Raw genomic sequence first — 12,469 nt, forward strand, 5'->3', positions numbered from 1 at the left:
CCGCAGCGGTGGCGTGACCGTACAGGGAGACAAGACAGCCGTGGCACCACCACCTCAGGGACAGATGCGCCCCGGGCGGCAGTTGGCCGTGCTCGGGTTCATCTTCGTGGTCCTCTACCTTCTGGTGTTCTTCGGAGGCGGCGCCAGCGGCGGCTGGAAGGACCGGCTCGAGCCCAAGCTCGGCCTCGACCTCGTCGGCGGCACCCGGCTGACGCTGGAGGCCACCAACTCGGTCGACGGCCGGGCCCCGACCGCGGACAACCTGGAGGAGGCCCGGCGGATCATCGAGAGCCGGGTCAACGCCTTCGGTGTGGCCGAGGCCGAGGTGGTCACCGAAGGCGACCGGAACATCGTGATCTCCCTGCCCGGTGAGAACCGGGACCTGACCGAGGTCGGCAGCGCGGCCGAGCTGCGTTTCCGTAAGGTGCTCAAGGTCGCCGACGGCAGCGGCGCGTCGGCGAACCCGGCGCCGGCCCCGACGGCCACCCCGTCGGGCAGCGCCGCGCCCACCCCGTCGGGCAGCGCCGCGCCCACCCCGTCCACCAGCGCGGCGGCGACCGCGTCGCCGAGCGGTGGCCAGGGCGGCGGCGCCCCGGCGCCGAGCGCCAGTGCGACGCCGTCGGCGTCCCCGAGCGCCAGCACCGAGCCGGTTCCCGCCAGCGTCGAGGAGCAGCGCAAGGCGGTCGAGCAGAAGGTCGGCGCCGCCTCGTGGGCGGCGGCCAACGGCCTGCAGGCCCCGGCGGACGTCACCGCCGACCCCTCGCTGGCCGAGAAGCTCAAGCCGTTCGCGTCGCTGAGCCCGCGCGAGGTCGCCGTGCTGCCGGCGCAGATGCAGTTCAACGTCCCGCAGATCACCTGCGAGCAGCTCGACAACCGTCCGCCGGCGTCGATCTCGGTCCCCGAGGAGCAGGTCGTCGCCTGTGAGGACGGCGCCCTGAAGTACCTGCTCGACCAGGCGAAGGTGCTGGGCACCGACGTCGACGACGCCAGCGCGGTGCTCGACCAGACCAACCAGTGGGTGGTCAGCCTGGACTTCACCGGCACCGGGCAGGACAAGTGGACCAACCTGACCCGCGAGGCGTTCAACAACGAGGGCCAGGCCTGCGACGCCGCCGCGCTCGGTGACACCGGCAAGTGCCGGGTCGCCGTCGTGCTGGACAACGAGGTCATCTCGTCGCCGGAGATCCAGGGCGTGCTGACCGGCAACTCCCAGATCACCGGCAACTTCACCCAGCGCGACTCCAGCGAGCTGGCCGGTCAGCTCCGCTACGGCGCGCTGCCGCTGACCTTCGAGCCGGCCGAGCAGCAGAACGTGACCGCCACCCTGGGGGCCAGCCACCTCCAGGCCGGCCTGCTCGCGGCCGCGATCGGCATGCTGCTGGTGATCATCTACTCGTTCTTCTACTACCGCCTGCTCGGCTCGGTGATCTTCCTGAGCCTGGTGCTGTCGGGGCTGCTGGTCTTCGGTGCGCTGGTGGTGCTCGGCCGGCAGATCGGCTTCACCCTGACCCTCGCCGGCATCGCCGGCATGATCGTCTCGCTCGGTGTGGCGGCGGACTCGTTCGTCATCTACTTCGAGCGGCTCAAGGACGAGATCCGGGAGGGCCGGAGCCCACGCAGCGCGGTCTCCCGCGCCTGGGTGCGGGCCCGCCGGACGATCATCTCGGCGAACGCCATCACCATCATGTCGGCGGTGGTGCTCTACATCGTCAGCGTCGGCGCGGTGAAGGGCTTCGCCTTCGCGCTCGGCCTGGCGACGGTGCTCGACCTGGTCGTGGTCTTCCTCTTCCGGCACCCGATCATGACGATGTTCGCCCGGACGCGGGCGTTCCTGTCCCCGCGGGTGAGTGGTCTGGGCCGGGCGCTGCCAGCCCGGACCGAGCAGGCCACGCCCCGCAACCCGCGCGTGAAGGAGGCCTGAGATGGCCGGAAGTGGTCTGGCTAGCCGCCTCTACCGGGGCGAGGCGGGCCTCAACGTCGTCGGCCGCAGCAGGATGTGGTTCATCACCGCGGCGGTCCTCGTCCTGCTCGCCCTGGCGAGCTTCCTGATCAAGGGGTTCAACCCGGGCATCGAGTTCGCCGGTGGCAATGTGCTGCGGGTGCCCGCCAGCGTCGGCACGCTCGACGAGGCGGAGGCCCGCGCCAACGCGGTCCTCGCCGAGGACGCCGGCGCGTCCAAGGTGGTCACCGCGCAGAAGGTGGGCGGCGGCACCGGGGGCGAGATCTACGAGCTGAAGACCACCCAGCTCAGCGCCGAGCAGGACGCGGCCGTCCGGGCGGACCTGGCCGAGTCGTTCGGCCTGCCGGTGGACCAGATCTCGGGCGACCGGGTCAGCAAGGCCTGGGGCGACCAGGTGACCGACCGGGCCCTGCTGGGTCTGGTCATCTTCCTCGTCGTCGTGTCGGTCTACCTGGTGCTGCGCTTCGAGTGGCAGATGGCCGTCGCCGCGATCACCTCGCTGCTGATGAACCTGCTCCTCACCGCCGGCATCTACTCGCTGGTCGGCCTGGAGGTCACCCCGTCCACGGTCATCGGCTTCCTCACCATCCTGGGCTTCGCGCTCTACGACGTCGTGGTGATCTTCGACAAGGTGCAGGAGAACACCCGGGGGATAACCGCCAACAACAACCAGACGTACGGCGAGGCCGCGAACCTGGCGCTGAACCAGAGCCTGATGCGTTCGATCAACACCTCGATCGTGGCGCTGCTCCCGGTCGGCTCGATCCTGTTCATCGGCGCGTTCCTGCTCGGCGCGGGCACCCTCAAGGACCTCGGTCTGGTGCTCTTCGTCGGTATGGCGGTGGCGTTCCTGACCTCGATCACGCTGGCCACCCCGCTGCTGGTGGCGCTGAAGGGCCGCGACCCGCGGATCCAGGCGCACAACAAGCGGGTCGCCGCGCGGCGTTCCGCGCTGGCCCGGGGCGAGACCCCGGGCAAGCCGGCGCCCCGGGCCGCCGAGGCCGCGAAGCCGGAGCCGGTCGACGCCGGGGCGGCGGCGCTTGCGGGTTCGGCGCCGAAGGTGGGCGCGCGGCCCAGCGGCAAGCGCTCGTCCGGCGGGCGGGGCGGACGCCCCGGCGGCGGCGGGAACCGTCCGGGCGGCAAGCGGCGCTGACCCGGCGCGTAACGGTCTGACGGCGTCCTTCATGCTGTGCGAGCAGCAGGGAGGACGCCGTCGTCTGGAGAGGAAACGAAACTGCCGTGACGGAGACCCACAGCACCCAGGTACGGGGTGACAGCGGCCGCGAGGTCGCCGAGCTGGTGGCCAGCCGGGTGCTGGACGTGCCGGACTTCCCGAAGCCCGGTGTCATGTTCAAGGACCTGATGCCGCTCTTCGCCGACGGTGCGGTCTTCCGGGAGGTGATCGACGGGATCGTGCGCCACCACGGGCGGGACTCGTTCGACACGGTCGCCGGGATCGAGGCGCGCGGGTTCGTGATCGCGGCGGCCATCGCGTACGCGGCGGGCGTCGGTGTGGTGCCGGTACGCAAGGCGGGCAAGCTGCCCCGGGCGGCGTACTCGGCCTCCTACGACCTGGAGTACGGCGAGGCGACCCTGGAGGTGCACCGGGACGCCTTCACCGCCGGGCACCGGGTGCTGGTGGTGGACGACGTGCTCGCCACCGGCGGCACCGCCCAGGCGACCCTCGACCTGGTCGAGCGGGCCGGTGGCACGGTGTCGGGTTTCACCGTGCTGCTGGAGCTGAGCTTCCTCGGCGGTCGCGAGCGGCTGGCCCCGCGTCCGGTCCATGCCCTGTTGACCGTTTGAGCAGGCCGCCCGTCGGGCGGACCCGGCGCGGTCCGTCCGGCGGAGCGGCGGGGTACCGTGCGTGCGAGTAGCATTGCCCTTTGCTGACCGGGCGGGTGACCGTCCGGCGGCGGAAGGACCGCCGGTCGGGGCCGGCGGGGGGAACAACACCGGCCCGGCGGCCGGTTGAACATGACGTCGGCCGCACGGCCGGCGCATTTCCGGCGAGCGGTGAGGAGGCCGGTGTCCCACGATGTCGCCCCTCCGGTGGAGGGCACGGTGCACCCGACAGGCGACGGCTCGGTGACCGACCGGAACGGTGACCCCCGGGTGACGGCCCCCGGCAACGGCTCCGGCGCGACGGACGCCATCCGCCCCGGCGCGACCGCCGGGAGCGAGGGGGTCGTCGTACCGATCCGCGGCACCGACCCCTCGTCGGGCGGCGGGTTCGCGCTCTCCAACGCGCCCACCGGGCGACGGGTCCGGGCCCGGCTGGCCCGGTTCAACGCGCCCTGGCAGTCCTCGCAGGTCAGCGAGGTGCTGGAGCCGCTCATCGCGACCCACCGGGACGCCCACCCGAAGGCCGACGCGCGGCTGCTGCAGCGCGCCTTCGACACCGCGGCCCGCTGGCACTCCGGCCAGTACCGCAAGTCCGGCGACCCGTACATCACCCACCCGCTCGCGGTGGCCACCATCCTCGCCAACCTGGGGATGGACACCACGACGCTGGTCGCGGCGCTCCTGCACGACACCATCGAGGACACGGAGTACACGCTCGACCAGATGCGCGCCGACTTCGGCGGCGAGGTGGCGCTGCTGGTCGACGGCGTGACCAAGCTCGACAAGGTCAAGCTGGGCGACGCCGCGAAGGCCGAGACGATCCGCAAGATGGTCGTGGCCATGGCGAAGGACCCGCGGGTCCTGGTGATCAAGCTGGCCGACCGGCTGCACAACATGCGTACCCTGACCTTCCTGCCCCGGCCGAAGCAGGAGCAGAAGGCCAAGGAGACGCTGGAGATCCTGGCTCCGCTGGCCCACCGCCTCGGTATGAACACGATCAAGTGGGAGCTGGAGGACCTGGCCTTCGGCACCCTGTTCCCGAAGCGGTACGAGGAGATCAACCGCCTGATCGGGGAGCACCAGCCCCAGCGGGAGGCCCTGCTGCGGCAGGTCACCCAGAAGGTCGGCACCGACCTGAAGGCCGCCAAGATCAAGGCGGAGGTCACCGGCCGGCCGAAGCACCTCTACTCGATCTACCAGAAGATGATCGTGCGGGGGCGGGACTTCAACGACATCTACGACCTGGTCGGTGTGCGGATCCTGGTCGACACGGTGCGGGACTGCTACGCGGCGCTGGGCGTCATCCACGCCAACTGGCAGCCGGTGCCGGGCCGGTTCAAGGACTACATCGCCATGCCCAAGTTCAACATGTACCAGTCGTTGCACACGACGGTCATCGGGCCCACCGGCAAGCCGGTGGAGATGCAGATCCGCACGTACGCCATGCACCGCACCGCCGAGTTCGGCATCGCCGCGCACTGGAAGTACAAGGAGCACAAGGGCACGCAGATCGTCGGCCCGCCGGCGCACATCGACGAGATGACCTGGCTGCGGCAGCTGCTGGACTGGCAGCGCGAGGCGGCGGACCCGAGCGAGTTCCTCGACGCGCTGCGCTTCGACCTGTCCAGCCAGGAGGTGTACGTCTTCACCCCGAAGGGTGACGTCATCCCGCTGCCGACCGGGTCCACGCCGGTGGACTTCGCGTACGCGGTGCACACCGAGGTCGGGCACAAGTGCATCGGGGCGCGGGTCAACGGCAAGCTGGTGCCGCTGGAGTCGACGCTGTCCAACGGCGACGTGATCGAGATCTTCACGTCGAAGTCCGACACCGCCGGCCCCACGCAGGACTGGCTGGGCTTCGTCAAGAGCCCCCGCGCGCGCACCAAGATCCGCCAGTACTTCAACAAGGAGCGGCGCGAGGAGGCGATCGAGGCCGGCAAGGACGCGATCGTCAAGGCGATGCGCAAGCAGGGCATGCCGCTGCAGCGGATGCTCACCTCCGACGCGCTGATGGCCATCGCCCGGGACCTGCACCTGGCCGACGTCGCCTCGCTGTACGCGGCGGTCGGCGACAGCCAGGTCTCCGCCCAGTCGGTGGTGCAGAAGCTGATGGCCGCGTACGGCGGCGAGGAGGGCGCGGCGGAGGACATCGCCGAGACCGCCGTCGCCACCCGGCCGCCGCGCAGCCGGCAGAGCAGCAGCGACCCGGGCGTCGTGGTCCGGGGCGTCAGCGACGTCTGGATCAAGCTGGCCCGTTGCTGCACGCCGGTACCGCCGGACGCCGTCTTCGGCTTCGTCACCCGCTCCGGCGGGGTGAGCGTGCACCGGGACGACTGCGCCAACGCCGAGGACCTGCGCGCGCAGAGCGAGCGGGTGGTCGAGGTGAGCTGGAAGCTGACCTCCGCCTCGACGTTCCTGGTCGCCATCCAGGTGGAGGCGCTGGACCGGCACAAGCTGCTGGCCGACGTCACCCGGGTGCTCTCCGACGAGCGGGTCAACATCCTCTCCGCGACGGTCACCACCACCCGGGACCGGGTGGCGGTGAGCCGGTTCAGCTTCGAGATGGCCGACCCGAAGCACCTGGGGCACCTGCTGGCCGCCGTGCGCAAGGTCGACGGCGTCTTCGACGCGTACCGCGTGACCTCCGGCGCCTGACCGCCGCCCCCGGCCCACGTCGATCCACGGCGGGGGTGGGAGGGGCGCGCCCGGGGGTGGGGTATGGCAGCGCCCCCGGGCCGGGACGGGCCGGGGGCGCTGATGGGCTGGGGTCAGCTCATGGTCAGGTCGGTGATGACGATCTCCTTCTTCGGGTGGCCACCGCCGGCCTGCTGCGCGAAGGCCTTGTCGTCGCCGGCCGCCGCGACCTGCTTGACGATGTCCATGCCGCCGGTCACGGTGCCCAGCACCGTGTAGTTCGGGTCGAGCGGCGAGTCGCCGTAGACGATGAAGAACTGGCTGCCCGTGCTGCCCGGCTGGCCCGAGTTGGCCATGGCGATGACCCCCTCCGGGTACGGGGGCCGCTTGTCCGTCGGCAGGTTCTCCTCCATGAGCCGGTAGCTCGGGCCGCCGGTGCCGTCGGTCTCCCGCCAGCCCGTGCCGGTCGCGCTCGGGTCACCGCACTGGAGCACCTTGATGCCCTCGGTGACGAGCCGGTGGCACTTGGTGTTGTCGAAGAAGTTCTTCTCGGCGAGGTGGTTGAAGCTCGCCGCGGTGCACGGCGTCCGGTACCGGTCGACCTTGGCGGTGATCTGCCCCAGGTTGGTATCGATCGTGAGGGTCTGTGTGCCCGAGTTCGGCTGCTGGTTGCCCGGCAGGCCGACGTCCTTGATCTGCGGGGTCCGCTGGTCCTCCGGGATCGGGGTGAAGGCGCACTGGGCGGCGCCGGACTGCCCGGCGGTGTCGGTCGCCGAGTCGTCCTCGCCGAGGGCGGACACCAGCCAGACCGTGCCGGCGACCACCAGCAGGAGGGCCGCGCCGGCCCCGACGATCGCCGTGGTCTGCCGCCGCCGGCGGGCCTGGGCCGCCCGCTCGGCCATCTCCTTCTCGAGCCGGGCGCGAGCCGCCGCGCGCCGCTCTCTGGTGGACGTCACGCCTGGATCCTCCTGGGCTGTGTCGGGTTCGGTTGGTCGGCCGCGGTCAGCCGGCGCTGGGGCTGGCTGTCGGGGTCGCCGACGCCGTGCCGGTCGGCGTCGCGGCCGGGCTCGGCGCCGGGTCGGTGACCGTCAGGCTCTGGATGACCACGTCGTCGTCCTTGGGCTTGACCTTGGCGCCGTTGCCATTGTCCACGGTCGGCAGCGCGCCGATCTTCTCGATCGTCTCCAGGCCGGAGGTGACCCGCCCGACGACCGAGTACGTCGGGTCGGCCGTCGTGAAGTCCTTGAAGAAGATCAGGAACTGGCTCCCGTTCGCGCCGGGCGTGCTGCCGACCATCGCGACCGTGCCCTTCGGGTACGTCGCGGGCTGGCCGGGCGAGGGGCTCGCCGACGGCGACGGGGACGCGGCGTCCGGGACGTTCTCGTCGTAGAAGGAGTACGTCGGGCCGCCCAGGCCGGTGCCGCTCGGGTCGCCGCAGCGCACCGCGCCCTCGGCGGTGATCTCGTGGCACTTGGTGTTGTCGTAGAACGAGCGGCCCGCCAGGTGGGAGATGCTGGCCGCGGCGCACGGCGCGGCGGCGACGTCCAGCTCGGCGGTCACCGGGGCGCCCTGGTTCGTCACGATCGTCATCGTGCGGACGCCATCGGTCGGCAGGCCGGTGGTGGCGGGGGTGCCGACGTCCTTGAGGTTGGTGTTGGCGCTGCCGTCCTGCGGGGTCCAGAGGCAGATCTCCTCGGCGGCGGTGTTCTCCGCCGGGTCACGGTCGAAGGCGCCCAGGGCCCAGGCGGTGCCCGCCACGATCAGCACGAGGACGACGGCGACGCCGACACCGGCCTGGATCTGCCGGCGACGACGGAGCCGGGCCGCCCGGCGCGCCATCTGCCGGTCGAGCTTGGCCCGCGCCAGTTTGCGCTGCCGGTCCCTGCTGGAAGCCACCCGTGCTCCCCTTTCCTCTACCCTGGTTCCGTGGCGGACGGGCGGCCTGCCCGTCTGGTGGGCACGTGCGCCACGCCACACGCCCGCCAGAGTGTACGGCCAGCGGCTGGGAATGTCGTGTACGAGGTCGGGCCCGCGGCTATCGGGGTCCGTCACTGTCCCCGGCGACGGCGGGTCGGGTGGCCCGCGAACGCCACCCGGCGGAACCCGGATGCGCCGGCGACTAGGCTCGGGGACGGACCCGACACCTCGACGGAAGGGGAGCGGACGTGCTCGTGGCCGGCTTTCCCGCGGACGCCTTCGGCACCAACTGCTACGTGGTGGCCACCGCGCCGGGGGAGCAGTGCGTGGTGGTCGACCCCGGCATCGGCGTGCTCGACCGGCTCGACGCGCTGCTGGCCGAGCACCGGCTGCACCCGGCCGCGGTGCTGCTCACCCACGGCCACCTCGACCACACCTTCTCCGTCGCGCCCGTCTGCGGTGCGCGGGGCATCACCGCGTACGTCCATCCCGCTGACCGGGAACTGGTAGCCGACCCCGCGAAGGGGCTGTCCGCCGACCTCGCCGCGCTCTTCGGGGGCCGCCTGCCGTACACCGAGCCGGAGGACGTCGCCGAGCTGACCGACGGTGCCACGCTGAGCCTCGCCGGGTTGGAGATCACCGTCGACCATGCGCCCGGCCATACCGGCGGGTCGGTGCTCTTCCGGTTGCCCGGCGCGGGCTCCCGCTGGGAGGCGGACGAGATCTGCCTCTCCGGCGACGTGCTCTTCGCCGGCTCGATCGGCCGCACCGACCTGCCGGGCGGCAGCCTCCCGGCGATGCTGGCCAGCCTGCGGAGCAAGGTCCTCCCGCTGGCCGACGACACCGTCGTGCTGCCCGGCCACGGCCCCGCCACGACCATCGGCCGTGAGCGCGCGACCAATCCGTACCTCATCGAGGTGGCGGAGGGCGACGACGCGCGACCGGCGGCCCCGGCCCGCGGCCTCTGAGCCGCCCACCACCGTCTTCCCCGCGCCGGCGCGCGCGGGTCCCGTGAACGGAGCATCATGAGCAAGCCCACGCCCATCTCCGGCTTCCCGGAGTGGACGCCCGCGCAGCGGATGATCGAGCAGTATGTCCTGGACCGGATCCGGAGCACCTTCGAGCTGTACGGGTTCGCTCCGCTGGAGACGCGCGCGGTCGAGCCCCTCGACCAGTTGCTGCGCAAGGGGGAGACCTCCAAGGAGGTCTACCTGATCCGGCGGCTGCAGGCCGACAGCGACGGCCCGGCCGGCGACGACGCGCTCGGCCTGCACTTCGACCTGACCGTGCCGTTCGCCCGCTACGTGCTGGAGAACGCCGGCAGGCTGCAGTTCCCGTTCCGCCGCTACCAGATCCAGAAGGTGTGGCGCGGCGAGCGGCCGCAGGAGGGCCGCTACCGGGAGTTCCTGCAGGCCGACATCGACATCGTCGACCGGGACACCCTGGCCCCGCACCACGAGGCGGAGATGCCGCTGGTGGTCGGCGACGCGCTGCGCTCGCTGCCGATCCCGCCGGTGCGCATCCAGGTCAACAACCGCAAGATCTGCGAGGGCTTCTACCGGGGGATCGGGATCGGCGACCCGGAGGCCGCGCTGCGCGCCGTCGACCGGCTGGACCGGATCGGCCCGGCGAAGGTCGCCGAGCTGCTGGCCGAGACCGCCGGCGCCAGCGAGGCGCAGGCCAAGGCCGTGCTCGCGCTCGCCGAGATCTCCGCCCCGGACGCGTCGTTCGCCGACGCGGTGGCCGCGCTCGGGGTCAGCCACCCGCTGCTCGACGAGGGCGTCGAGGAGCTGGTCCGGGTGGTGGAGACCGCCGCCGAGCACGCACCGGGCCTCTGCGTGGCCGACCTGCGCATCGCCCGCGGCCTCGACTACTACACCGGCACCGTCTACGAGACGCAGATGATCGGGTACGAGCGCTTCGGTTCGATCTGCTCCGGGGGCCGGTACGACAACCTGGCCAGCGCCGGCGCCGTGTCGTACCCGGGGGTCGGCATCTCGATCGGCGTGACCCGGCTGCTGGGCCTGCTCTTCGGCGCCGGGGAGCTGACCGTGTCCCGGGACGTCCCGACCTGCGTCCTGGTGGCGGTGGTCAGCGAGGAGCAGCGGGCGGCGAGCAACCGGGTCGCCGAGGCGCTGCGCGCGCGCGGCGTCCCGACCGAGGTCTCGCCGAGCGCGGCGAAGTTCGGCAAGCAGATCCGGTACGCCGAGCGGCGCGGCATCCCGTACGTGTGGTTCCCGGGCGTCGAGGGCGCCCCGGACGAGGTGAAGGACATCCGCTCGGGCGAGCAGGTGCGCGCGGAGTCCGGCGTGTGGACGCCACCGGTGGTGGACCTGAAGCCGCTGGTGAGCTGACCGCCGTGGGACTCCGCTGGCGCTGACGGACGATCAGACCTACGGTAGCGTAAGTTACGCCACCGTAGGGAGATCGTCGTGACCATCCTCAGCGAGACCGCACTGCTGCACGAACTCGAGGTGGTGGTCGAGAAGAACCTCGACCGGCACCTGTCGATGGCGAAGGAGTGGTTCCCGCACGAGTACGTGCCATGGAGCGAGGGGCGCACCTTCGACGGGCCGCTGGGCGGGGAGGCGTGGTCTCCGGAGGACTCGACCCTCCCCGAGGTGGCGCGCACCGCGCTGATCGTCAACCTGCTCACCGAGGACAACCTGCCGTCGTACCACCACCAGATCGCCACGCTCTTCGGGCGGGACGGCGCGTGGGGCACCTGGGTGCACCGGTGGACGGCCGAGGAGGGGCGGCACGGCACCGCGATCCGCGACTACCTGACCGTCACCCGCGCGGTCGACCCGGTCGCCCTGGAGCGGGCCCGGATGACGCACATGTCGACCGGCTACCGCAACGCCCACGAGGAGGAGATGCTGCAGTCCCTCGCATATGTGTCGTTCCAGGAGCTCGCCACCCGGATCTCGCACCGCAACACCGGTCGGGCGACCGGCGACCCGGTGTGTGAGGCGCTGTTGGCGCGGATCGCCGCCGACGAGAACCTGCACATGATCTTCTACCGCAACCTGCTCGGCGCGGCGTTCGAGCTGGCGCCCGGTCAGACGATGCGGGCGGTGGCCGACGTGCTGGCGGCCTTCCAGATGCCGGGCAACGGCATCGAGGGTTTCGCCCGCAAGTCGGTGGCGATCGCCCTCGCCGGCATCTACGACCTGCGCCAGCACCGGGACGAGGTGGTCGTGCCGGTGCTGCGCCAGTGGGACGTCATGAACGTGACCGGGCTGGACGCCGACGGCGAGGCCGCCCGTGAGCAGATCGCCGCCCACCTCGACGACCTGGAGCGGGCCGCCTCCCGCTTCGAGGAGAAGCGCGAGGCCCGCCGCGCCCGCGAAGCCGCCCGCACCTGACCCCCCGAGTCCCCCGCTCCCCGCGCTCCCCGCGCTCCCGCCCCTGCCCGCCCGGCCCCCGGGCGCGCCCGTCACCGGCTCTCGGAAGCGACGGCCGCGCCCGGGGTGTTCCTGCGGTCGATCATGGAGTTGTGGTGGGCTTCCCGTCCGCTTTCGCGCCCTTTGCGGGGCACCACAACTCCATGATCGACGGGGCGGGGGTGGCGGGGCGAGGGGTGGGGGTGGGGGTGGGGGTCAGGTGGGGGAGGTCAGTGGGAACAGGAGGCAGGTCGAGGTGGCGTGGGCGACCAGGCGGTTCCGTGCGTCGGTCAGGCGGGCCTCGGCCAGGGCGGTGCGGCGGCCGCGTTGCAGCACCGTGCCCTCGCAGCGCAGGGTGCCGGAGTCCACGGTGACCGGGCGGAGGAACTTCACGCTCAGGTCCAGCGAGGTGTAGCCGACGCCGGCCGGCAGGGTCGTGTGCACGGCGCAGGCCGCGGCCGTGTCCAGCAGCGTGGAGATGACCCCGCCGTGGACGGTGCCCAGCGGGTTGTAGTGGAACTCCTGTGGCACCAGCTCGACGGCGACCCGCCCCTCGTCGGCCTCCATCCGGCTCATGTCGAGCAGGTGCATGACCGGCGGGGCGGCCAGCTCGCCGGCGATCATCGCGCGCAGCAGGTCGAGGCCGCTGCGCCTGCCGAGCTGGGCCGCGTTGATGCCGGGGTCGGACCAGGAGAAGGTGCGGCTGCGCTGCTGCGTCTGCGTCATG

10 protein-coding genes are annotated in these 12,469 nt (G+C 72.1%); 7 read left to right on the forward strand and 3 right to left on the reverse strand.

Annotated elements, in window-relative coordinates:
- The first annotated feature begins 64 nt into the window (after positions 1 to 64).
- From secD to EV376_RS15765, 4 genes are all read left to right on the forward strand, one after another.
- Positions 65 to 1,921: a protein translocase subunit SecD gene (gene secD / locus EV376_RS15750; protein WP_130328678.1), complete on the forward strand. Its 1,857-nt coding sequence runs from the start codon at positions 65 to 67 to the stop codon at positions 1,919 to 1,921.
- Between the two features lies 1 nt (position 1,922).
- Positions 1,923 to 3,113: a protein translocase subunit SecF gene (gene secF, locus EV376_RS15755; RefSeq protein ID WP_130324004.1), complete on the forward strand. Its 1,191-nt coding sequence runs from the start codon at positions 1,923 to 1,925 to the stop codon at positions 3,111 to 3,113.
- 86 nt (positions 3,114 to 3,199) lie between these two features.
- A complete protein-coding gene (locus tag EV376_RS15760; RefSeq protein WP_130324006.1) occupies positions 3,200 to 3,766 on the forward strand; it encodes an adenine phosphoribosyltransferase in 567 nt (188 codons plus the stop codon).
- A 246-nt stretch (positions 3,767 to 4,012) separates the two neighbouring features.
- Positions 4,013 to 6,460, forward strand: coding sequence for a RelA/SpoT family protein (locus EV376_RS15765; RefSeq protein ID WP_486482901.1), 2,448 nt, complete (start codon positions 4,013 to 4,015; stop codon positions 6,458 to 6,460).
- A 113-nt stretch (positions 6,461 to 6,573) separates the two neighbouring features.
- Here EV376_RS15765 and EV376_RS15770 read toward each other — a convergent pair whose 3' ends face one another.
- Together EV376_RS15770 and EV376_RS15775 are read right to left on the reverse strand one after the other, a co-directional pair.
- Positions 6,574 to 7,341, reverse strand: a complete 768-nt coding sequence (locus EV376_RS15770) for a peptidylprolyl isomerase (protein ID WP_207228557.1) — start codon at positions 7,339 to 7,341, stop codon at positions 6,574 to 6,576.
- 100 nt (positions 7,342 to 7,441) lie between these two features.
- The gene (locus tag EV376_RS15775; protein ID WP_130324012.1) at positions 7,442 to 8,335 is read right to left on the reverse strand and encodes a peptidylprolyl isomerase; all 894 of its coding nucleotides are present in this window, start codon (positions 8,333 to 8,335) and stop codon (positions 7,442 to 7,444) included.
- Between the two features lie 269 nt (positions 8,336 to 8,604).
- Here EV376_RS15775 and EV376_RS15780 point away from each other — a divergent pair, with 269 nt between their 5' ends.
- The 3 genes from EV376_RS15780 (at position 8,605) to EV376_RS15790 (ending at position 11,724) form a co-directional block, all read left to right on the forward strand.
- Positions 8,605 to 9,324 carry an MBL fold metallo-hydrolase gene (locus tag EV376_RS15780; RefSeq protein ID WP_130324014.1) on the forward strand — a complete coding sequence of 240 codons (720 nt, stop codon included), beginning with the start codon at positions 8,605 to 8,607 and terminating at the stop codon, positions 9,322 to 9,324.
- Positions 9,325 to 9,381: 57 nt separating this feature from the next.
- Positions 9,382 to 10,710, forward strand: a complete 1,329-nt coding sequence (hisS, locus tag EV376_RS15785) for a histidine--tRNA ligase (protein WP_130324016.1) — start codon at positions 9,382 to 9,384, stop codon at positions 10,708 to 10,710.
- Positions 10,711 to 10,788: 78 nt separating this feature from the next.
- Positions 10,789 to 11,724, forward strand: a complete 936-nt coding sequence (locus EV376_RS15790; protein WP_130324018.1) for an acyl-ACP desaturase — start codon at positions 10,789 to 10,791, stop codon at positions 11,722 to 11,724.
- 234 nt (positions 11,725 to 11,958) lie between these two features.
- Here EV376_RS15790 and EV376_RS15795 read toward each other — a convergent pair whose 3' ends face one another.
- Entirely contained in the window at positions 11,959 to 12,468 is a 510-nt protein-coding gene (locus EV376_RS15795) for a PaaI family thioesterase (protein ID WP_130324020.1), read from the reverse strand.
- Position 12,469 lies beyond the last annotated feature (1 nt).

The sequence above is a fragment of the Micromonospora sp. CNZ295 genome, from assembly GCF_004217535.1.

What these genes read in the sequence shown, in the direction of transcription:
- secD (WP_130328678.1), top strand. Translation starts at nt 65, where the DNA reads ATGCGCCCCGGGCGGCAGTTGGCCGTGCTCGGGTTCATCTTCGTGGTC.
- secF (WP_130324004.1), top strand. Translation starts at nt 1,923, where the DNA reads ATGGCCGGAAGTGGTCTGGCTAGCCGCCTCTACCGGGGCGAGGCGGGC.
- EV376_RS15770 (WP_207228557.1), bottom strand. Translation starts at nt 7,341, where the DNA reads ATGGCCGAGCGGGCGGCCCAGGCCCGCCGGCGGCGGCAGACCACGGCG.
- hisS (WP_130324016.1), top strand. Translation starts at nt 9,382, where the DNA reads ATGAGCAAGCCCACGCCCATCTCCGGCTTCCCGGAGTGGACGCCCGCG.
- EV376_RS15795 (WP_130324020.1), bottom strand. Translation starts at nt 12,468, where the DNA reads ATGACGCAGACGCAGCAGCGCAGCCGCACCTTCTCCTGGTCCGACCCC.